At 39.3% G+C, this 22,639-nt stretch carries 12 protein-coding genes, 5 pseudogenes and 1 other annotated feature; of the genes and pseudogenes, 4 read left to right on the top strand and 13 right to left on the bottom strand.

Annotated features, from left to right (window positions below; translation table 11 throughout):
* Nucleotides 1-32 precede the first annotated feature (32 nt).
* Together FTU40_RS11970 and bioB are read left to right on the top strand one after the other, a co-directional pair.
* On the top strand, nucleotides 33-233 hold the full coding sequence (locus FTU40_RS11970) for a hypothetical protein (RefSeq protein WP_100355385.1): 201 nt from the start codon (nucleotides 33-35) through the stop codon (nucleotides 231-233).
* A gap of 144 nt (nucleotides 234-377) precedes the next feature.
* Nucleotides 378-1,379 carry a biotin synthase BioB gene (gene bioB, locus FTU40_RS11975; RefSeq protein WP_074383276.1) on the top strand — a complete coding sequence of 334 codons (1,002 nt, stop codon included), beginning with the start codon at nucleotides 378-380 and terminating at the stop codon, nucleotides 1,377-1,379.
* A gap of 16 nt (nucleotides 1,380-1,395) precedes the next feature.
* On the opposite strand, the gene FTU40_RS11980 is transcribed toward bioB, so the two are convergent.
* On the bottom strand, nucleotides 1,396-1,623 hold the full coding sequence (locus FTU40_RS11980) for a hypothetical protein (RefSeq protein WP_074383544.1): 228 nt from the start codon (nucleotides 1,621-1,623) through the stop codon (nucleotides 1,396-1,398).
* 906 nt (nucleotides 1,624-2,529) lie between these two features.
* The gene (locus FTU40_RS11985; protein ID WP_074383277.1) at nucleotides 2,530-2,712 is read right to left on the bottom strand and encodes an Arm DNA-binding domain-containing protein; all 183 of its coding nucleotides are present in this window, start codon (nucleotides 2,710-2,712) and stop codon (nucleotides 2,530-2,532) included.
* A gap of 390 nt (nucleotides 2,713-3,102) precedes the next feature.
* On the opposite strand from FTU40_RS11985, the gene FTU40_RS11990 reads away from it, so the two are divergent.
* Together FTU40_RS11990 and FTU40_RS11995 are read left to right on the top strand one after the other, a co-directional pair.
* On the top strand, nucleotides 3,103-4,350 hold the full coding sequence (locus tag FTU40_RS11990; RefSeq protein ID WP_131261641.1) for an integrase family protein: 1,248 nt from the start codon (nucleotides 3,103-3,105) through the stop codon (nucleotides 4,348-4,350).
* A gap of 269 nt (nucleotides 4,351-4,619) precedes the next feature.
* Nucleotides 4,620-5,522, top strand: coding sequence for an IS481 family transposase (locus FTU40_RS11995; protein ID WP_179997021.1), 903 nt, complete (start codon nucleotides 4,620-4,622; stop codon nucleotides 5,520-5,522).
* A 78-nt stretch (nucleotides 5,523-5,600) separates the two neighbouring features.
* Here the strand turns inward: FTU40_RS11995 and FTU40_RS12000 are convergent, their stop codons facing one another.
* From FTU40_RS12000 to FTU40_RS12050, 11 genes and pseudogenes are all read right to left on the bottom strand, one after another.
* Complete coding sequence (locus tag FTU40_RS12000) at nucleotides 5,601-6,788, bottom strand: HlyD family type I secretion periplasmic adaptor subunit (RefSeq protein WP_179997022.1); 1,188 nt, start codon at nucleotides 6,786-6,788, stop codon at nucleotides 5,601-5,603.
* Nucleotides 6,785-8,914 carry a type I secretion system permease/ATPase gene (locus FTU40_RS12005; protein WP_179997023.1) on the bottom strand — a complete coding sequence of 710 codons (2,130 nt, stop codon included), beginning with the start codon at nucleotides 8,912-8,914 and terminating at the stop codon, nucleotides 6,785-6,787. Before FTU40_RS12005 ends, FTU40_RS12000 begins: the two co-directional genes overlap by 4 nt.
* Nucleotides 8,911-10,425, bottom strand: coding sequence for a TolC family protein (locus FTU40_RS12010; RefSeq protein ID WP_179997024.1), 1,515 nt, complete (start codon nucleotides 10,423-10,425; stop codon nucleotides 8,911-8,913). The genes FTU40_RS12005 and FTU40_RS12010 overlap by 4 nt, the downstream gene beginning before the upstream one ends.
* Nucleotides 10,426-10,550: 125 nt before the next feature.
* A complete protein-coding gene (locus FTU40_RS12015) occupies nucleotides 10,551-11,645 on the bottom strand; it encodes a BapA prefix-like domain-containing protein (protein WP_179997025.1) in 1,095 nt (364 codons plus the stop codon).
* 45 nt (nucleotides 11,646-11,690) lie between these two features.
* Entirely contained in the window at nucleotides 11,691-12,536 is an 846-nt protein-coding gene (locus FTU40_RS12020; RefSeq protein WP_163120772.1) for an OmpA family protein, read from the bottom strand.
* 251 nt (nucleotides 12,537-12,787) lie between these two features.
* Nucleotides 12,788-13,273 (bottom strand): annotated as a pseudogene (locus FTU40_RS12025) (IS3 family transposase); the annotation flags it as partial.
* A 79-nt stretch (nucleotides 13,274-13,352) separates the two neighbouring features.
* Nucleotides 13,353-14,594, bottom strand: a pseudogene (gene ltrA / locus FTU40_RS12030) (group II intron reverse transcriptase/maturase).
* A 504-nt stretch (nucleotides 14,595-15,098) separates the two neighbouring features.
* Nucleotides 15,099-15,841 (bottom strand): annotated as a pseudogene (locus FTU40_RS12035) (IS3 family transposase); the annotation flags it as partial.
* Nucleotides 15,450-15,566: a sequence feature (AL1L pseudoknot), on the bottom strand. Its footprint overlaps the pseudogene before it by 117 nt.
* A 169-nt stretch (nucleotides 15,842-16,010) precedes the next feature.
* Nucleotides 16,011-16,193: pseudogene (locus tag FTU40_RS12040) on the bottom strand (helix-turn-helix domain-containing protein); the annotation flags it as partial.
* A gap of 112 nt (nucleotides 16,194-16,305) precedes the next feature.
* A pseudogene (locus tag FTU40_RS12045) lies at nucleotides 16,306-16,479 on the bottom strand (transposase domain-containing protein); the annotation flags it as partial.
* A 91-nt stretch (nucleotides 16,480-16,570) separates the two neighbouring features.
* The coding region (locus FTU40_RS12050; RefSeq protein ID WP_180041000.1) for a cadherin-like domain-containing protein at nucleotides 16,571-22,639 on the bottom strand (6,069 nt) is incomplete at its 5' end.

The following is a 22,639-nucleotide window of genomic DNA, read 5'->3' on the forward strand; positions in this document are numbered from 1 at the left end:
AAGAGATGAAAAAATGACGAGAGGGACTGAAGATGCAAGAGCAAGATAAAAAACAGCAACAGCACGAACAGCTAGATCAGCTTAAACAGCAGAAGCAACAACAGCAGCAGCCCCAACATGGGCCAATCGATTCTCCTAAGAACAATCAGTATGAGCAGGATGAACGAGTGCTGAACAAGCAGCATCGTGACGATCTGCAAAATCAGAATATTCATGGGGGTCATCGTGAATAAAAAATTTCAGGATTAAATATAATGACAAAGTCCACCCCGTGTGGGCTTTGTTCGTTATAGAAGGTCATATTTTGCTAGTGAGGCAGACACACATTTTTATTAAGATGAGGTGAATGATAAATAAGCACAAACAAGGACAGATATATGAACACGAGTAATGCAGTACGCAATGATTGGTCACGTGAAGAAATACAGGCACTGTATCAGCAGCCTTTAATGGATTTATTGTTTCAGGCGCAACAGGTTCATCGTGAGCACTTCAATGCCAATACAGTTCAGGTCAGCACCCTCCTCTCGATCAAAACAGGCAAATGCCCTGAAGACTGCAAATACTGTTCACAATCTGCGCATTATGATTCCAAGCTAGAAGCTGAAAAACGTATCGCGGTCGATAAAGTCATTCAGGAGGCTAAACAGGCACTGGCTTCTGGAAGCTCTCGTTTCTGTATGGGCGCTGCATGGCGTAACCCGCATGAGCGCGATATGCCTTATGTTCTGGAAATGGTGCAGGAAGTTAAAGCACTCGGTCTGGAAACCTGTATGACACTGGGCATGTTGAATGCATCCCAAGCAGAACGTTTGAAAGATGCCGGTCTGGATTACTACAACCACAATCTGGATACTTCTCGTGAATATTATTCACATATTATCAGTACCCGAAGCTTTGATGACCGTCTCGATACTTTGGATTATGTGCGTCAAGCCGGTTTAAAAGTATGTAGTGGCGGTATTGTCGGACTGGGCGAAAGCCGTAATGACCGGATTGGTTTATTATATGAACTTGCCACGCTGGTCATTCACCCTGAATCTGTCCCGATCAATATGCTGGTTCCAATTGAAGGCACACCAATGGCAGATGTAGAAAAACTGGATGTTATTGAATGGATTCGTACCATTGCAGTGGCGCGCCTCTTGATGCCAAAAAGCTACATCCGCCTCTCTGCGGGCCGTGAATCGTTAACCGATTCAGATCAGGCTCTGGCATTTATGGCCGGTGCCAATTCCATTTTCTCGGGTGAAAAACTTTTGACCACCCCAAATACTGCCCAAGGTCGTGACCAAAAGCTATTTGAGAAATTAGGTCTGGTTGCAGAGCAGCCTAAACCAAGTGTACGTGCATTGGCGACCGATGCGATGGCAGGCTAAGCAATATAGGAGTGAATTAAGTCGCTGAAAAGTTATGTGCAGTAATCAGTATGCCATAGCGGGCATTCAGATAATCTCCAACTCTGATTTGATCCATTCCATTGGCATGATGCACCACCAACTCCTGAGTGATTGCATCATAGCTAAAAGACTCATAACTGTCTTGATGCAGACTAAGCCAATGCAGCGTATCTGCCAGATTGCTGTCTACGATATAGGTATCTGCATGAAAATTTTTGCTCATATGCCCGATCATCAGCTTGGAATTTCACTCTAATTTTAACGGAAATTAGCCAAGTATAAGCATAAAAAAAGTGAGCCCTCGCTCACTTTTTTTTGTAAAACATCAGTCCTTATTGATCCCACACTTACGACACTCCCTGTGTTCCCCGATTTCCTGCATTTGCTCGTACTCATAGATATGCAAGCAAAATAATTTTCTTAATAGCTGAAGCATCTTGAAACTCCTGTTTAATCATTTTTTTAATACGCTTCTTAAGATATTCCTTCCTGAAACATCATGATTTCTGACTAAAAAATCATCTCTTATTTATTAGCATAATTTTCTCAGTTGTAAAATGCATTTCATCTACTTTTAATCTTATTTCCTGATATTTTTTGAAGTGCATCACAGTCCATTCATAAATATAAACTTTTTTCCTGAGGTAAAATTCTTCTAGATAAAAAATCCTCAAGAATGGCTCATAAAACTCATCTATTGAAGCCAGACCTCTTTTTTATAAGTTGATTCAAATATTGCCTAATTTTTATTTAAGTGTAATAGTTAAATTATCGTCAATGGTAAAATCATAAGCATTACGACAATACGAAATTAGTTTTTCAAATCGATTGAATATCTGTTCATTTAATTGTTTTTATTGGAAAAATCCTTTCCACTCCGAAGCAGGTATGTCTTTGAATAGACGATAACAAAATACTGGCAATATATGCTTTTCTATCGACTGATACTCTTTCTTATAAGTTTTATCAGTTCATACAGCTTGCTTTGTCTTCATCCATTTAATCAGTAAATTACCAAAAAATAGGTTCTCTTTTTGTTGAGCTTTCAATAACTTCTCATTTTTAGTTTTTAAAATGAGTTCACCATTTTAATACTTAATGGCCATTGAACATGCTTCTCTGACTGAGATTACTGGATAAGTCCCAAGCTATGTCCATTTACCAAGTGTATTCTTAAACCGCAACTGCCATGATTTTTACCTGTTACAACGACTTTTAAATACAAACCCATAATATCCGAAACCCTATACTCTAATTCTTTAGGTTTTAACACTGCAAATTGGGTATCTGTGAGCAATTTAGATTTAGCCATAAAATTTTGATTTTCCTGATTAAACTAGGCTCCTGTATCCTGAGTTCTATTTTTTATACAGGATACAAGCCAGGATACAAATAGGGTGTTTTTATACGAGTACACCTGAGTATTCTTAAGACATTAAAAAACCCTTAACTCTTTTAGAATTAAGGGTTTAAGTATGTATTTTACTATATAAATACATGAATTTGGTGGGCCCAGACAGACTTGAACTGTCGACCAACGGATTATGAGTCCGTTAACATAGTAATTTAAAATCAACAAATTAAAAATATAATGTCAATATTATCATATATTTATGTAATTTTAATAATTTATTATTAACTCTTTTTGTTGATTAATATATATTGATTTTGCTTACTACTTGCTTACCAGATGCTTACTAGAATGAAGTTAACAAAACCTGCTATTGATAAAATTGATTGCTCAGACAAAAATAAACCAACTTTTTTTTGGGATGAGAAAACACCAGGATTCGGCGTCAAAGTTACACCTAAAAATAATAAAAGCTACATTTTCCAAGGCCGTATTGGTCTTCAAAACCGTCGTATCAAAATTGGTGACGTTGATGTATGGAAATTAGATGAAGCTCGTAAATATGCACAAGAATTGGCGATTATGTGCCACAAAGGGATTGACCCATTAATCGAGCGTAAGAAAGCTTTAGCTGATAATAAAGAACTGCTAAAACAAGAAAAACGCAAAACTATTAAATTTAAAGATGTATGGTTTGAATATTTAAAAGCAAGACAACCTAATTGGCGACCAAGAAGTTATCAGGACCACATCGAATTATCTAGAGGTGGTTACGATCCTGAAAAAAATAGTGTTTATACCAGTCAACCCATTTTTCAACTGTTTGAGTACAAACTTTCTGAATTAACTGCAGATGTATTATGCGATTGGCTTGATCACAATGACTTCCGTCCAACAACATCAGCTAAAGCATACAGACTTACACGAGCTTTCCTGAATTGGTGTGATGAACACGAGGATTATGAAAACTTAGTGCCTCCAAAATCATACAACTCAAAAAAAGTTAAAGATAAAGTCCCTTCCCCAAAAGCCAAGAATGATTGTTTGATGAAACAGCATCTAAAACCATGGTTTGAAGAGGTAAATAAGTTAACTAGCAGAAAAATAGCGATTTTTTTGATATGTAGTTTAATCACTGGTTGCAGAAAGAATGAGCTGCTTTCATTAAAATGGACAGATGTCGATTTTCGTTGGAAAACAGCAAAAGTCAGGGATAAAATTGAAGATGAAGGTCGCCTAATTCCTCTAACTGCATATGTTGAAAGCTTATTATTAGAACTAAAGAAAAATTCTGATTCTAAATTCATATTTAGCAGTAAGGGCGCTGAATGTGGCCATATTGTTAATCCTTACGATAGCTTAGAGAAAATATGTAAAAAACTAAATATTGAACTTACTCCCCATGGATTGAGGAGATCATATAAAACGTTAGCTATTTGGGCAAAAATCAATGAAGGATCTTTAGCACAGATATCAGGTCATAAACCAAGTGCATTAGTTGAAAGGCACTACATCGTACGACCTATGGATATGCTACAAGAAACACTACAAGAATATGAGGATTGGATTTTGCAACAAGTGCGAAATGGCATTAATTGAAATACCTCGATACGGACTAATGCCAGTCAGTTAAGAAATTGACTGGTAAAGGGTGTAAATAATTCTGTGTAAATACAGTTTTAAAAACACTTGGTTACACGCTCTTCAAAAGAGGGCGTTCAAAAATCTATGTCAGTAAATTTGACTACATTTTAATTATATCGATCTAATCGACCTTAAAAGTAAATGGATAATTGAGTAATGTGTGAAAATTGAGACTTCTACTGACATTTTGGTAAATTTTACCTCATGTCATAGGAGTTTGAATTTTGAGTACAAAAGCCCAACGGGAAATTGCCCATAAATTAAAAGTGTTTGCTCATGCTGAACAAAATGGCAATGTTGTATTGACCTGTCGATATTTTGGTATTTCACGAAATACTTTTTATCGTTGGAAGAGGAATTATAAATCCAAAGGAGAGATAGGATTAGTCAACAGTAAGCCATGTCCACAGAACCTTAAGCTACGCACGCCTGCTGTGATTGAAGATAAGATTATTTATTTACGTCAACACTATCATTTTGGACAACTACGGATCAGTTGGTATTTATGGCGTTATCACCAAATTAAAATTTCAGCAGCTGGGGCGTACCATGTTTTAAAACGGCATGGTATGAATCGATTACCCCAAAATCAGCGTAAACGTTCTATTCCTATTCCTCAACGTTATAAAAAACAAGTACCAGGGCATCACGTTCAAGTTGATGTAAAGTTTCTCTTTTTTAAAGATCAAAATGGAAAACAAGTCAAACGATATCAATATACCGCTATTGATGATGCAACTAGAATTAGGGTATTAAAGATTTATGAGAAACATAATCAAGCCAATGCTATTGATTTAGTCAATTATGTGATCAACAAATTTCCTTTCCGTATTCATACCATTCAGACTGAAAACGGTCATGAGTTTCAGTCTAAATTCCATTGGCATCTGAATGATCATGCCGTTCATCATCGCTATATTAAACCCCGAACACCTAAACATAACGGTAAGGTCGAACGATCTCATAAGACGGATAAAATGGAGTTCTACCAGCTATTAGACTACACCGATGATGTGGATTTAAAAGCCAAGCTGGCCGAATGGGAGGCATTTTACAATTATGCCCGACCTCATGCAGCCATGAATGGCAAAACACCCTATGAACGATTAAAAGAAAAGTTATGCTAAAATCTTGGTGTCAGTGGAAGTCCTAGTATTCACATATAAAAAGCACAAATACAAAATTATTTACAGGCTCACTCAAAACTATCTTTCTCTTAAAGCCTCTTGTGCTTTATTAAATGGTTTTATTAGATAATCTAAAATCGTTTTCTCCCCTGTTTTAATATCGACTGTTGCAACCATGCCAGGAGTAATACTAAATTGTTTGCCTGCTTTATTCATCAATTTTCCTGAATCCGTTCGAATATACACTCGATAATAAAATTGATCTTGCTTAACTTCATCTCTCAATGTGTCTGGTGAAATAATTGAAACTTTTCCTTTCAACCCACCATAAATAGAATAATCATAGGCAGTGATCTTCACGAGTGCATCTTGCCCAGGATGAATAAAAGCAATATCTCGCGGTGAAATACGTGCCTCAACCAAAAGTTGTTCATCCAGAGGAACAATTGTCATCAACTTGCCATTTTGAGAAATCACTCCGCCAATAGTCATAACATCAATTTCTTTAATAATCCCTCGTACAGGTGATTTAAAAAGAGTACGATTTAAAGAGTCTGATTTACCTTTTACGACTTGTAATTGCGTTTCGATATCTGTGTTGGCTTTTGCCAACTCTTCTCGAGCTTTTACCAAATATTGATTTCTCACATCATTCATTTGATTGCGCAAATCTGTTGCTTGGCGCTTGAGCCGCAATACTTCGACCTCACTAGCTGCACCTTTCGCTACTAATGGTTCAGTCATTTGCAGCTCTTCATCAACTAAAATAAGTGCTTGTTGTAAACCTGACAAAGATTCTTCTAGATTAGATCGTCGTGAATGATAGAGTGCTGTTTCTTCTTCAACTAAATCTCGCTCTTTAAGTACTTCACTCGGAAATTTTAAACTAGTTCCATTAACTTCTGCACGTAGTCGCGCTGCTGTTGCTTGTGATGCTAGTAGTAAGGATGCAGATTCACCAACATTTGATGCAAAGCGAGTTGGGTCAAGTTGAGCAAGTACCTGCCCTTCTTGTACGATTTGTCCTTCATGCACATAAAGCTTTGTTAAAATTCCACCTTCAAGAGACTGTACTACTTGCTCTTTAGAAGATGGAATAACTTTGCCAATTCCTGTTGAAACTTCTTCAAGTTTAAAAAGCCATGCCCAGATGAGTAATGACAAAAGACCAATACAAATAATCCAGATAAATAAGCTAGCTCTCGGTAATGCAGGTTCTAATTCTTTAGCCTTTACAATATCACTTTTTATATATTTTCTAATCATGATGCTGTACTCGCTATATTGGTTTGAGTATTACCTAATACTTGCTCTTTAGGACCATCCATAACAATTTTTCCATCATGTACTACAATAATTCGATCCACCAACTCAAGTACTGCTCGACGATGCGTTGCAATGACCAAAGTTTTTTGTCCTAACCACCCCTTAAGGTTCTGAATTAGTTGTTTTTCAGAAACGTCATCTATTGCGGCTGTCGGCTCATCAAGCAATAGAATATTTGGTTGACGAAGTAATAATCGTGATAAAAGTAAAGCTTGACGCTGGCCACCAGAAAAACCAACACCACCTTCTAAAATTTGATGATCTAAACCTTCTTTCTTATCTAATACAAAGTTTAATGCCCCTGTGAGCTTGAGCACATTTAAAAGCTCTTGGTCAGTCGCCAAAGGTGAGCCTAATGTTAAATTTTCACGTACAGAACCAAAAAACAAATGTGCATTCTGATTGAGTAAGCCCATATCTCGACGTACATCAGTTGGATCAATTAACCCCAAGTCAACCCCATCTAAATTGATTTTCCCTTGAACAGGTTCTTGCATCCCTGATAGCAACTGTAATAGCGTTGATTTACCTGCACCATTACGACCTAAAATCGCAATTTTCTCACCCGCTTGAATTTCAAGTTTAGGAATGATGAGAGTAGGTTTTGCATCGTTTTCACTATATTTGAAGACAATATTATTAAGTTCATAATGTCCATTCAAAACAGGTCTATGAATTAAATGTGCATTTGGTGCTTGGTCAACTGGTTTCTTCATAAGCTCATCTAAACTTGTCTTAGCAACTTTAGCTTGTTGAAAACGCCCTAGAACTCCTGAAATCTGTGCAATTGGTCCAAGCATGCGCGATGATAAAATTGAACAAGCAACTAATGCACCTGTAGTCATTTCCCCTTTCATCACAGCAAAACATCCAACCAGTACGACAATCGCAAAAGTAAGCCCTTGCACTTTCTGAGTCCACGCCCCCACAATTCCAACTAATTTCCGCTGGCGCATTGAAATATCTGCAGCAGCTTCATTCATGTGATTCCATTGGTTCTGAAATCGAGATTCCGCTCGCAATAACTTAATATCTTCTATACCTTGAACAGCTTCCACCAGTGTTGCATTGCGAATAGCACCTTCACGCATTCCTTCAGATGCTAATTTTGCCAATGGCTTTTGAATCAAAATTCCAGGAATAATCATTAAAGGTACAACCAAAACCATTACCCAAAACAGATTGCCACCGATCAGCCAAAAAATTGCCAAAAACAAAAAGAAGAAAGGCAAATCTGCAATCGCTGAAATGGTTGTAGAAGTGACTAATTCACGAACACCTTCTAATTCACGTATTTGCGAAATAAACGTACCTGTGGATTTGGATCGCTCTTTATTTTTAATTCTTAAAGCATGACCAAATACCTTATCTGAGATTTTTAGATCTGCACGTTTTCCGATAATGTCTGATAAATAAATACGTGCGACTCGTAAACAAAATTCAAATATTGCTGCAATGAGTACACCACCGGCTAATACCCATAAAGTTGGAACAGACTGTGCAGGAATAACTCGATCATAAACATTCATTGAAAATAAAATTGTCGCCAAGGCAAGGATATTGGCCATTAATGATGCAAACATCACATCCAAATAGCGCTTCCAATCTCTTAGCACAATCGTCCAAAACCAGTTCTGCTCATATGGTTTAATATACTCATCAATACGGACATCAGGAATTGATTTCTCAGGTCTTAAAATATAAACATTGTTCACATTTTCTTTTAATAACTCTACAGTAAGTACTTGTGCTAATCCCTGATCACCACTGAACTGAATATTCGCATTCCCATTGGCATCGAGTTGATTCAATACGCCAACTTGCCCATCTCTCATTTGAATAAGAAGTGGTAAACGCCACGGATTCAAAATATCTTCACTAAATTCAGTTTTTCTTAGACTCATCCCGATCTGACGGCTCACCAAAATCAAAATATCATCAAGTGACTGGCTCGGATTCCAATCGAGTTGCAAGCGTAAACGCTCTTCAGATGGTTCGATACGATAATGTTTTGCAATTGCTAGAACGGCTTGAAGCCATGGCTGATAATTCATAGTTTTGCTCATGGTAAAATTTCAAACCCTTGAATAGAAGTATTATTTAGTTGATAAAATGCTCTTGAAGCACCAGTAACATAGATATACTGAATTAGGGCCGCGTAAATATCATATCTTGCATTTTCAATTTCCTGTGCGGCAGCATGAATTGCTTGTTCAGAATTCAATAAATCCACCACTGTGCGGGTGCCTAATTTATATTGTTCTTGATACAACTCTTTTGTCCGTGCCGTGGTTTCTTTTCTTAAAGCTAGAACATCCATTTGCTTTTGCTTATTTTCGACCTGCACACGAATGAGCTGTACCTGATCCAAAACATCTAAATAAACTGTGTTAACTGCTGCTTTTGCTGCTTCTTCCGCATAATTAGCAGAACGGAGTTTTGATCGGGCTGCCCCGCCTTGGAAAAAGTTGCTATTCGCTTCCAACATGACAGAGCTATAAAAACCATCATCTTCATTATTATTTGGGTTTTTCCCATTCAAAGCTTGATTTAAGCTACCTTTAATATTAATTGTTGGATATGTACTTAGTTTTGTTTGTTCTTTTTGAAATTTGGCAATTTGTACTGCTGCCTGAGCTGCTATCATCTTAGGAAGATGCGTAAATTCAGGGTCATTGTATAAACCTGCATTACGAATAATAGTATTTGGAATCCTCATCTTTAAATGGGACACATCATAGCCCAGCAGCATTTGTAACTTTTGCTGATACTGCTTTAACTGCGTTTCTTGTATGAGTAAATTTGACTGCGCCGCTTCTAAATTTGACTGTGCCTGAATCGGATCTGCCTGACTACTAATACCCGCTTTAGCCCGTAAATTAGCGATTTCTGCAATTCGAGCAATTCCTTTGATTTGTTGATTAGCAATACGAACGATTTCTTGATAACGGTTAATATTGACCATCGCATTCGCTGTTTGATATGCAATATCATCAATGCTATTTAATGTATTTGCTTGTTCTCGTAATAACTTCGCTTCTTCTATATTGATATCGCTTTTGATTTTTCCAAAATCATATAAAACCTGTGTCGCTGATAAACTGTAAAGCTGTCTTCCCCGTTCGCCAGTCGTTAAATCAGCTGTACTAATACCACCAGAGATTTGAGGAAAATATTGTGCTTTCGCCGCATCAATGTTTGCACCTTGGCCTGCAATAGTAGCAATACTCTGAGTGATTTCAGGTCGACGCTGTAGCGCTTGATGAATTGCATCAAAAAGTGTTAGCTCAGCTTCAGAGTTAATGCTTATTTTTTCCATACCTTTAAGTTGTTGTTGAATACCACTCAATTTGATAACTGGCAAAGTATCTTGCGCTGTCTGCTCACCCCATGAGTATTTACTTAGTTCTTGAATACTCACTTGATTCAAATCTGCAGGTTGCGACGAAAAAAACTGTTCGATGTTTGCTTTAGCTGAGTCTAAATAATTTTTTGGTTTTGCTGCATAAATAGGCATTATTGGTGCACAAAACGGAAGAAACAGCACAAGCCATATCTTTGATTTTATAAAATTCATGATTTAAGCATCTTGGTAAATTCATACCGTGGGAGTTTTTCAAATGCTGCGTCATAGCATTAAATGAGTACTGTAATTGCAGCCATTTTCATTACAATTTTTATCTATCTTTATCCAAAATTAACTTAAGATAAATTCAAATTTAAAATGAATGAAAGGAGCGTTATGTTTGACATAGTGTCTTCACCTTCCGCTGCAGAAGTTACTTTGACAGTAATGCCGTTTTCAAGGTCTTCAGCTGTTAATGGACGGTTAACCAGTTCAGTGCCATCTTGATCTTTGATCACAACAGTATCACCAACGCTATAACCCGCATCTTTCGGGAAGGTTACTTTTGCATCAACTTTGCCATTCTCATCAACATCTGATGGGTTAATGACATCATCACCGCCATCTTGAATTTCAACAACTGGCGCACCTGTTAGGTCTTTTTCACCGTCACCGTCAACATCGCCCGGAACTACCAAGTCAACTGTTGAATTATCGCTGCCTTCTGGTGACGTATTGCCAGCTTTATCGGTCACTGTTGCGGTAACAACTGTATCTTTACCTTCCGCAGCAGGAGTTACTTCAACAGTAATACCATTGTTGTTAATGTCATCTTTGCTTGATGCTGTAACTTCAATTTCTTCTATTGAACCATCTGGATGAGTGATCGTAATCTTATCACCCTCTACAACTGGCTCGGTCGGCTTAACAGTCACTGTAACTTTGCCGTTGACAAGATCAGTTGGATTGATAACACCATCACCACCATCATTAATCTCAACAGTTGGTGCTGTAGGTGCTGTAGTATCTTTCGGTTCTTCATCCTTGTCATTGTGATCAATAATTGCTGCAGCGCCACCAACTACAGCAGCACCCACCAACCAAGGTAACAATCCAACGAGTTGACTGCTTTCAACAGCAGGCAATAATGCTTCTAATCCTGGAATGCCTTTAAAACCCGATACGCCATCAAACCAATATAGAACACACCCATCTTCTTCAAAAACCAAATCTGAAGCGACATCGTCATATGTTATAAAAAAATTCTCAATAACAACAACTTCACCATTTTTTAACTTAAGCACTAAGTTACTGCCATCACGGATAAATTCGTCGACGTCATCACGGCTCATTTTAGTATGAACAATAGAAGCTTCGGTTAATGTAATCTGTGTCGCATTTACTGTAGACTTATTTAATGAGTCTTTCTCAATTACAATAAAATTAGTCATATTTTTACCCAAAAAATTATATTCTTTTATCTTCTAAAACTTTAACTATTTAGTAATGCCTGTAATTTCGACAGTTACACGGCGGTCAGGCTGTAAACAAGCTTTGAGTTCTTCACGCTGTTTTACATCAAAACAACCATTCGTCACAGGTTGATTTTTGCCTGCACTAGACGTTGAAATATTATTTTCAGATACACCGTTTTGAACCAACAGGTTGCGTACTGTGTCTGCACGGTTTTGCCCCAATTGATTGTTATAGCTATCACTTCCCAAACGATCTGTGTGACCAACTAAATTAATGCGGCTTACAGAAACGAAGTTGTTATGAATTTGCGAAGCAACATTCAAGACCTCTTGACGCCCCTTTGGCAGTAAATCATTCAAGGAAGAACCGTTAAATTTAAATAAAGTGTCCGCAGCTAAATCCACTCGTATTATCTGTTCCTGAGCAGCAACCTTGTGCTTCACCTCACAACTTAAAGGCTGACCATTATTGGAAATAAAAGGTTTACCGTTTGTATTGACAGAGAGTACAAATTCATTGCTTGTTAGCTTTCCTACGTTTAAGTCAACATCACAACTTTGGCATGATTCTTCAGTACAGTTTTTTACTTTGAAATTATATGTTTCTGGTTTCAATGCATATTGAGCCGAATTATTTATATAAAAATTTCCAGCTTTAATACTGTCAATATAAAATTCAATCGGGCAATTTTGCTGTTCTGCTGTATCACCACCACAAAGCTTCTCATCTCGCTTTAATACAATAGGTTGATTATTTTCTTGCGTTTTTTTCTGAAAACGTAAATCTGATGGCTTCGTATATGGGCTTGATGTGCAAGCCGCTACCCCCAATGAAGCTACAACAGCTAAAAGTGACAATCTCAACATAACTATCCCTTGTGGACTTAGAACAATTTAAGGAACAATTTCAAGCACATTTCCTACACAAATATCTTTCCATGAATCTACTGAAAAATTATTATTGTGACGCAGTGCACATTTCAACATCTTTATATCAAAATAAATGTATATTTTGAACATTTATTTTTTGTGTCAACTGTATCACTTTATAGTTTTATTAGAAATACTTAACTAGATAGTGAACCGTACCGGGTTTGTCGGAGACTTTTTTATTTAAGTTAGGCCACCTGACCTAACGGATTAATCTTATCATAGTACATTGCTTCAAACTCAAAAGGCGATACATAACCCAATGCGCTGTGTACACGCTCTTTATTGAACCAATCTACCCAGTTTAGTGTCGCAAGTTGTACATCTGCTAAACCTTGCCAATCTGCTTTTAAATATTCAATCACCTCTGTTTTGTATAAGCCATTCACCGTTTCAGCCAGAGCATTATCGTATGAATCACCCGTTGTACCGACTGATGCTCGTAAATTTGCTGCTTCTAAACGATTGGTATAGCGAATGGAAAGATATTGAACACCTCTATCTGAATGATGAATTACATTCTTTGGCATGCCTCGATCGTGCAATGCTTGCTCCAATGCATCGAGCACCATATCTGTATTCATCCGTGTAGATACTTTCCATCCAACAATTGCTCGTGAGAACACATCAATAATAAATGCGGTGTAGACCCAGCCAGAATTGGTTTGAATATACGGGTGAGTAGACCAAGGGAATTTCACCCTTAGCCCCTCGCAGAACCGGACATGAACCTCTCAGCTCATCCGGCTCCCATTATCCAACCGATGGTAAACATCCCATTTTCCAGTGCACAAAGGCATTTGGAAAATCACGCGCAAGTCGCCCTAAGGCATATCTAGCCCGTCTTTTATGACGGGCCAAGTTTTTATACTTACGCCTCATCCAGCGTATAAGATAAGCATTCATGTGTTGCCAGATCGCTGACATTGCTGAACCATGGAATCGACCATAGTATTGCTGCCAACCTTGAAGAATTGGATTGAATATTGCAGATAAATCACTTAATTCGCGATTTCACATCAGATGTAGATGCCATTTCCGAATAGTCTGTCGCATTGCTTTAAGTGCATCACGACTGACTGCAGGAGAGAAATTTACATAAACTCTTTTATACTTGTCCACAGCCTTACGGGGCCTAAACGTGTACCCGAGAAAAGTAAATTGAACATCGGGATATGCTTTACGACGATTAATATCTTGGCAATAAACAATCTTTGTCTTGTCTGGATGCAATTCGAGACCACATTCACGAAATCGTGCATCGATCTTTTGTAAAACAAGTTTGGCTTGAGATAAACTCCGACAATGAATTACGCCATCATCTGCATAACGGCAGAACCGTACACTTTGAAGATGTTTCGTAATCCACATATCAAAAGCATAATGCATAAATAAATTCGCCAATAAAGGACTCACAACACCACCTTGTGGTGTGCCGCGATTCCTTTCTAAAAGATGGCCATTTATGTGTTGCATTGGTGCTTTTAACCAACGTTGCACATATAAAAGAATCCATGGAATTTCACAGTGTTTCTTGAGTGCACGCATGAGTAAATCATGGTCGATGTTATCAAAGAGACCTTTGATATCAAATTCCACAACCCAGTCATAATCCCAACTTCGTCTCCTCACTATCGCAATTGCATCATGGGCAGAACGCCCCGGACGATATCCATATGAGTTTGGATGAAATAATGGATCAATTTTCGGCTCTAATAAGAGCTTAACTGCTGTTTGCGCGACTCGATCTGCAACTGTTGGAATACCTAGTATACGCACGCCACCTGACTTCTTTGGAATCGGAACAGCCTTAACTGGCGGTGGAAAATAACTGCCAGAACAAAGTCGATTCCATAGTTTGTATAGGTTGTTCTTTAAATGCTTTTCGAATTGCTCAATAGATTCATGATCAACGCCTGGAGCGCCACCATTCTCTTTGACTTTTTTAAATGCCTCCCAGATTAACGCTTTAGGAATATTAAATGGTTTGGTCATAAAGTTTTGCTCCTCCTGCTTGCACAGTTGACAAATCCGTAGACCTGGATAATGCAACCCCTTCGCTCCATTACCATTACAGTAACTTCAACACTACTACGAGTTGCTCCGCCCCTTGGTGACGCATTGCTATTATCAGCCTTGCCTTTTGAGCTTGTGCCTTTCGCTTGACATCGCCACCGAAGGTTCCCGCAGTTCAACGTAAGAGCCTGAATTAGGATCGCGCTGCCTCTACGCCGGACACCGAATGGCCCGTAAGCAGGTAACGGCCAAACTAATCGCGGGGTAACTTCCATCCCCGGTTTTGATGTCATTTGAGTACTTTCGACACTTGAACGGCAGTTCACTGTTGTTCGCCTTCCTAATTCTTACCTGACATCTCTACGATGCCTTTTCCATAACGCTCACGACCGGGACTTTTGATCCAAGCCGCTTATGGTGGTTTGCTACCTGCTCCTGCAAGCCGATAGCGAGGGGCCATACCCTCATCTCTTACGCCGCTTGCTGCGGCACACTAAAGTCACTGACCCATAATTGGTCAGGTCGATCAGCACTAAAATTCCGTTTCACTAAATCACCTGCCCGTTTTTGATCATCTCGGCTGCGGGTAGTTTGTTTGTTCTTACCACGCCAAACACCTTGTATATCTAGCTTTTGCATCAATCGAGCAACTGTACAACGTGCAATAACATAACCCTCACGTTTCAATTGTTGCCAAACTTTACGTACACCATATCGACCTGAACTTTCTTTCCAAATACGTTTGATTTGCTCTGCATGATGTAAATCATGCAGAGCACGTTTCGCTCGATGTTCTGGGTTATCAACGAGATCTAAAGCCCGATAATAGGTCGAAGCTGCAATCGGTAAAATTCTACAAATCGCTTCAACACCATATCGATCTTTATTGTTATGGATAAAATCCACCATTATTTGTGTGGGCGGTCGAGCTCCGCCTGGGCGAAAAAAGCGGCTGCTTTGCGTAGAATTTCATTGGCACGCTTTAATTCTTTAATTTCACGTTCCATTTGCTTCATTTTTTCTTGGTCAGATATCTGTTGTACTTTGGCAGGATTTAGTTGATCCATATGCTTTAAATACCAAACACGCAATGTTTCAGGAGTACAACCGATTTTAGGCGCAATAGCTGTGATTGCTGCCCAAGTAGAAGGATAATCTTTTTCAGATTCAATTAGTAATTGAACCGCTCTTTCTCTAATTTCGGGGGTATAGTTTGGTTTTTTCATCGGAATAGTCTCTCAGAATATTAACTCTCCGACAAACCCGGTACGGTTCACAATTACTTAAAATTATTTACAGGCTCTTAAAACGCCAAATCAAATAGCAGAGAACTTTTATCGGTTAGCTGCCTAGCATATCCCAAGTGAAAGTCTCCTGCTCATTCAGCACATATCAAGGTTTATACGGGTCAAGGATACTATTTCTAGGCTGTATACGCTGATAATGAGGTGTGATGTTCTGCCGTAAATATTTACGCACGGTATTTCTAGACACCCCCAGTTCACGACTAATGGCTTTAATAGATTTACCCTGTTGATGAAGAATTTGGATTGTCGCTGCTTGCTCCAAAGTTAACATATTGAGCAGTCCAAAATGACAGCTATATTAACCAAGGGGGTCATTTTTACACTGCCGCTAACACCATGCCTATTTTTTAATTCGGTTCAGATTTCCAGCGGTGTGGCAGTAATTATTCAATCTGGGTCACTTTATGTGTCGGCAGCCTTTTCAGCACATCACTTAAATAGGCATACGAATCCAGTCCATTCAGCTTTGCTGACTGGATTAAAGTCATGATGTTTGCCGCTCGCTGACCACTGCGCAGCGAACCTGCAAATAGCCAATTCTTGCGTCCTAAGGCCCAAAAACAATATCACACTCTTAAAATAAAAAAAGCTGGTTGCAACCAACCAGCTTTTTATTGTACCCATGCCGAGGCATGGATTCAATTCACTTTATCCAATAATAATCTGATGATTATCTAATAAAGTTTGTAAATTTACATCGGCAGCTTTATGCCCTTCAAGTACCAACAGATTTGCCCAATCATGCGCACCTGCAGCACCATCACGGTCCACTTTCACCGTCGCTGTGCCATTCACATCTTCGACTTTAATGTACTGCCCGATATCGCCTTGATTGACATCCAGTAATCCTTGGAAGAATCCTTGGCTAAACTCAATCTTATCGGCATTGACATTCGCTCCAATCTTACCAACGGTAAAATCATTCCATGTATCGGTACCATTGCCAGCAGTCGCATCGGCAGCAACTAAAACATCATAGACTGCAGTATCACTACCTAAACCACCAACGAAAGTATCATTGCCTGCACCACCATAGAGGATATCGTCACCGGCACCACCCAGCAGATAGTCATTACCGGCACCACCAGCAATAAAGTCATTACCATCACCTCCCACCAAGTAATCATCTAAAGTCGTTCCAAAGATCGTGTCATCACCCGCACCACCGTTGTAGTATTGATAACCGATACCATCTACCGCCTCTGAAATACTAGAACTTGTGCTACCTGAACCGATACCTGAATAGATCATGGTTTGACTCGTATTATTACTGAAGTAAACCGTAATCGTCGATCCTTCCATATCTCTGGCATAACTGTCATTTCTAGAAAACCGGAAAGAACTATCTGTATCAGCAGCAAAATTAAACTCTTTACCTACAGTAAACTGCCCAGCCTTAAAGTCAATTTCTAAGAGTTCTGGTCGATTTGCATTTGTGCCTTTACGTTTAATCTCGTAACTTTGCACCATACTATTATTAATAATAGCTTTATGACTCGGGCTATCTGACTTAAACTGATTACCTTGTTTATCAGTATCTAAGGGTCCAGTATTGGCAGCACCAAAATGCACACTAGAAGTTCTAGAACCACTTAGATCAATCACCACTTTAGTAATTGAAGTATTTGGTTTGTCATTATGATATTGCAATGACCATGGAGTACCTGAACCTGTTTCGCCTTTGACAGTTGCGGTCAGCTTATGACCAACAAGGTCATTAGCAGCAGTTCCATTCTGAAACAAGTTATCTGTATTTTTGATATCTTTGTCTAAGCCTGTCGTTGCTTTATTAAAGTCAAGTACCTCTACTTCCAACGCTTTAGTTGTGGTCTTACTGTGCGAATTACTACTTTCAGTCGTAGTTGCTGAAATAGATAAGTTAATCTTACCAGTAAAGCCTTTGCTTGGTATTAAGCTGAGGTTATCCAAATTCCAGTCTTTAATACTCAAGCCTGTTTGACCCTCTTTAGCAGTAAAGGTATGTACACCATCGGTGATGGTGATACCAACTGGAATTCCATTGAGCTCAAGTGCAGTTAACGTTTCAGATCCATCTTTATCAATCAAATCGACCTGGATACCAGATAGCTTGATTGGTGTGTCTTGCATACCATTATCAACCGCTTCAGCAGAGAAGTAACCCCCATCAGGCTTACCTGTCGTATTGCTTACAAAACCACCCACGTCCGCACCTAAAGTCAGTAACTCTTCGGCACTACCATAAAGTTTGTAGTTTTCAGAAGTCAATAGTTTCGATGTTGCCTGAGCCCAACTTTGTCCTTTGCCTTTTTCTAGAACGCTAATGTTATATTCACCTCTACTATTTAGATTGGCAAAATAAGCTTCAAAAGTATAAAAGCCGGTTTTTTCAGGTACAAAACTGCTGATATTAATGGTACCGTTACCATCTCCGCCAATAATGGTCGGATGATAGTTGCCATAGGCGTCACCGATAGTTTGTGCTAGAACTTTACCTCCAAGCTCAATATGCATTGCATCATCGGCATAACCTTCAAAGCTATACTCACGCCCAGCTTCTAGGTAAATTAAGCCCGTATAAGACACAGCGTCAAATCTTGAACTAGCAACACTACTACCACTAAAGTTGCCTGCAAACTCGTTGGCACGTCCAGTGCTAGTTGCCTCAGCGGTGTCGAGCAAGTCTTCAAGCCCATTTGAATCAAAATTCTTTTTACTACTACTACTTAAGCTCAGTCTATTATATTGTTTAAAAATTAGACCTGTTGAAGCAGGTGCTGGTTTTAATGCAACACCTGAACCAGCTATACCGCCTGTGCTTGAGTTATCCCAAATATTGGCATTTAAGATAATGTTTGCACCATCAGCGACTGCTTCAACATTGACTTTTGCGGTAGTCGATATCTGCTGCGTACCATCAGAAACTGTGTAGTTCAGCACAATAGCATCCGTAGTATTGGCATGCGAAAAATGCTCTTTTGGTGTGAATGTCCATGTACCATCTGCATTGGCTACAATTTTACCCATACTTGGGTCTGCCAAAGTCACTGCAGTCACACTCAAACTATCGCCATCAATATCTTTGGCATTTTTCAGTAAATCTGCCTGTGTCAAGATGATCGATTGATCTTCTTTGATATTGAAAGACGTGCCTGGCGCAGTCGGTTGGTTGTTTAGACCAGACTGTTTTGAAACCACAACGTTACCTGCAGCATCTTCAGCATAGATATCAAGTGTTTTACCTTTCGCTAGCGCAGGAAGTGTTAATTTATATTCACCTGCAACACTTGTTGCAACCGCAGTGTATTTCACCCCATCAAGCGTTGTATACACCTGCTGTGCATCCGCATTGACTTTTACTGTCATTATGGTGCTTGCAACCGAACCATCCGCTGCCATTTGGTTGCTGACAACGATATTTTCAATCACTGGCGGTGTAGTATCGACTGTAAAGTTGAACTCATTTGATGCATCACTGAGCAAGCCAGTTTCATCATTATAAGCTTTTGCGGTAACTTTAACGTTACCTACCAACTTACCAGTGGTCACCGCAGCAGAAAGTTGATCAGATGATACATTCCATTCATAAACACCCGTTGCACCCTGTGGAATATCAATCTTAATTGGGGTGTTAATGTTATGTAAATACACCCAAATTTGGCTGACTAAACCATCTGTACCAAGGTCAATTGTACCTTTGATCACCCCTTGTGCATCATTGGTTACACCACCATTGACAATATTTCCAACAATACCACCTGCAACATTGTCTACATAAGCTATTACTTCAGGAGTGGCTAAACTCAACTCTGGGTTAAGCGTCTTACCATTATTGACACCAACGTTACCCGCACTATCCTCAACAAAAACTTGTAATTTAAGTGGATCATAGTTTTCAATGGCTTGATCAAGACTCACTTTAATATCTAAGTAACCATTAAATCCAAGTGCATCTCCACCTACTACACCTGTACCCACGATTTTACCATCGTACAGTACCGTGACAATATTACCTGTTTCGGCAGAAGTTTCGCCTGACTTGGTGACTAAAGCCGTCACCTGACCATGCTCGCCATGACTTGCATCAAAGCCAACATTGGTCGCCTCTGGCGGTGTGATGTCTGTCTTAAAGGTGTACTTGTCAGTAACCTCACTTAACTTTCCAGTGACAGGGTCGTAAACTTTAACCTGAATATAAATATTATCTTCACGTAGTTCATCTGCTGCCCAAATTTCATTTAAGACTTTTTGCAAGTCCGATTCCGTCAGTCTCCACGTACCATCTGCTTCAACATTTACCTCAATATCCGCACCATTTGGATACGGCTCGACCGAAGACTCTGTGTCAGATGTATTAAACTTATTGACATAGAGGCGAATAGTAGCTTTACCATTTTGCACTAATGCTAAATCGACTTTACCAGTCAGCTCGCCTAAGACATCATTGGTAAGCTGGGTGTGAGTCTCGCCATCATTCTCAACCACCTCTTTATCAACAAGACTTACTGTCGTCGTTGTAACACTGACTTTACCTGTAGTTGCAAAATCAGCATCCTTACGAACAGAGAACTGTATTTGATAGCTGTGACCTAATGTATCTTTAAGAGTAAAGGTTGCATGTAATGGTGCAGTAGAACTGTCTAGTTGCTCTTGAATGTCCGCAATATTCAAAACCCATGAACCATCTGTATTAAAAGTTATTTCACCAATACCTGAAAGTTCATTAGAACCTAAAGACTCTTCAAACTCTATCACCTGACCAAACTTATTAGTAATTTTCCCTGTTAGTTTACCTTGACCATCTGCAGCGATACCTGTGTCTGTCACTTTATTATAAACACTACCGATATTGTCATAGTAGCCTGTAATTTCAATCACAGACTTTGGTGGTGTAGCCACAATATAGTCTTGAGTTGATTGGGCGATATTACCTGCGGTATCCGTCACTTTTGCATGAACCTGACCATCTTTCAGCTGTTTAGAGATCTCAGATGAAATTTCAGCTGTCCAACCTTTCTCTGCGTTCACTGTCGCAGTTATCATGATTGGTGCACCATCTTCACCAAGAATTGGCTGACCTTGAGCATCTTTGAAAGTTAAGGTCACAGTTGCACCTTCAGACACACCATCGACAGTGCCTTTAATGGTGAAACCTTCTATTTTTTCACTCCACTGTACAAGATTATCTTCAGCAAAATCTGTAATTTTGATATCTGCAAAAGTATCAACCACTGCTGTAGCACTAACAATCTTAGAAATGTTACCCGCTTGGTCTGTTAAGCTGACCGATAACGCTAATGTCTTATCTTCACTTGGTGTTGTAAATTGGACTTGTACTTTCCCAGCCGCAACTTGTTCAGCAGTTAAGATTTGATCCTCACCATTAATCGTTAATGTATCTCCTGCACGCACAGAACCATCACTTGGCAATGTGACTGTGACTGTAACCTGACCATTTTCATCAATATCTGTCGCATTAATAAATGCATCAGCATTGCTTCCAATTGTCACAGTTGCTGTTGATGGCGCTGTATCATCTACAAACTCTAAGTCACCCACTGTTGCTGTAGTATTTGCAAGTGAGCCTTGCTCTCCAACCAATTCAATTTGAACTTGATTGCCCGCTTGAACCTTCGTGGTATCAAGTGTGAATGAGAACTCACCATTTGCATCAGTGTGACCGCGATAAATTTCTTCACCAGCGTGATCTTTAATGATAACCGTGGTGTTTGCTTCACTGGTTTGACCTTTGACAATCAACCGATCTGCTTCACCGTCTGCCATTTCATCCGTATCTACAGGCGTTAACTGAGATATATCTAGATTTACTGGAATATCTAGTTTAGATAAGTCATCTAAGCGCTCTTGAAGTTCTGGTTGTGCACCTGGAGCTAAACCGTCAACTTTGTCTTGAGCTATTGCTTTTAAGCTTTCTGCATTTTTCACAGCTTGCTCAAGTTCAGCTTTTTGAGCTGGCGTAAAGCCATTTTGTTTCGCATTTGCAATAGCTGTATTCGCATCTGCATAAGCTTGCTCAGCCACTGCAACAGAGGTTGATGCACCCGTCACATCTAATCGATCTTGAATATTTTTAGCTTGTGACTCTAAGCCCTCTTTCGCTGTACCTTCTGGAAGTTTATCAATCGCCTCAACCGCCGCATTTAACTTAGTTTGTGCATTAGCAATCGCTTTTTTAAGTGCTTCAACTTCAGTTTCAGTCAATTTATCGTCTTCAAGCGAAGTGACTAATTCATTCTCAGCCGCTGTCACTGCAGCTTGTGCTTCATTTAATAAGTCTTGTGCTGCTTCAACGCTGTCATCAATACCATCGCTGTCGGTATCGTTCACCCCAGGAACTGTGGTGTTCAAGTCATCTAAACGACCTTGAAGCTCTGTTTGTTTTGCTGATTCAGAGTCTGGTAAAGCATTAACTAAAGTTTGAGCTGTGCCTTTCGCTGTATCAACTAAGTCTTTGAGTGCATCCAACTCTAATTTGTCAGCAGGATTAATCACGCCGCCTTTGCCTGCAATCGCATCGATAAGCTTTTGCTCTGCTTCTTCAGCCGCTTCTACCGCCGCTGTCGCTGCTGCAACGCTGCTGTCGATGGTGCCATCGCTGTCGGTATCGTTCACCCCAGGAACTGTGGTGTTCAAGTCATCTAAACGACCTTGAAGCTCTGTTTGTTTTGCTGATTCAGAGTCTGGTAAAGCATTAACTAAAGTTTGAGCTGTGCCTTT

It is taken from the genome of Acinetobacter sp. YH12100 (assembly GCF_013419135.1).
GTDB classification, from domain to species: Bacteria; Pseudomonadota; Gammaproteobacteria; order Pseudomonadales; family Moraxellaceae; genus Acinetobacter; species Acinetobacter pseudolwoffii.

What these genes read in the sequence shown, in the direction of transcription:
- FTU40_RS11980 (WP_074383544.1), bottom strand. Translation starts at nt 1,623, where the DNA reads ATGAGCAAAAATTTTCATGCAGATACCTATATCGTAGACAGCAATCTG.
- FTU40_RS12005 (WP_179997023.1), bottom strand. Translation starts at nt 8,914, where the DNA reads ATGAGCAAAACTATGAATTATCAGCCATGGCTTCAAGCCGTTCTAGCA.
- bioB (WP_074383276.1), top strand. Translation starts at nt 378, where the DNA reads ATGAACACGAGTAATGCAGTACGCAATGATTGGTCACGTGAAGAAATA.
- FTU40_RS12015 (WP_179997025.1), bottom strand. Translation starts at nt 11,645, where the DNA reads ATGACTAATTTTATTGTAATTGAGAAAGACTCATTAAATAAGTCTACA.
- FTU40_RS12000 (WP_179997022.1), bottom strand. Translation starts at nt 6,788, where the DNA reads ATGATTAGAAAATATATAAAAAGTGATATTGTAAAGGCTAAAGAATTA.
- FTU40_RS12010 (WP_179997024.1), bottom strand. Translation starts at nt 10,425, where the DNA reads ATGAATTTTATAAAATCAAAGATATGGCTTGTGCTGTTTCTTCCGTTT.
- FTU40_RS11970 (WP_100355385.1), top strand. Translation starts at nt 33, where the DNA reads ATGCAAGAGCAAGATAAAAAACAGCAACAGCACGAACAGCTAGATCAG.
- FTU40_RS11985 (WP_074383277.1), bottom strand. Translation starts at nt 2,712, where the DNA reads ATGGCTAAATCTAAATTGCTCACAGATACCCAATTTGCAGTGTTAAAA.
- FTU40_RS12020 (WP_163120772.1), bottom strand. Translation starts at nt 12,536, where the DNA reads ATGTTGAGATTGTCACTTTTAGCTGTTGTAGCTTCATTGGGGGTAGCG.
- FTU40_RS11990 (WP_131261641.1), top strand. Translation starts at nt 3,103, where the DNA reads ATGAAGTTAACAAAACCTGCTATTGATAAAATTGATTGCTCAGACAAA.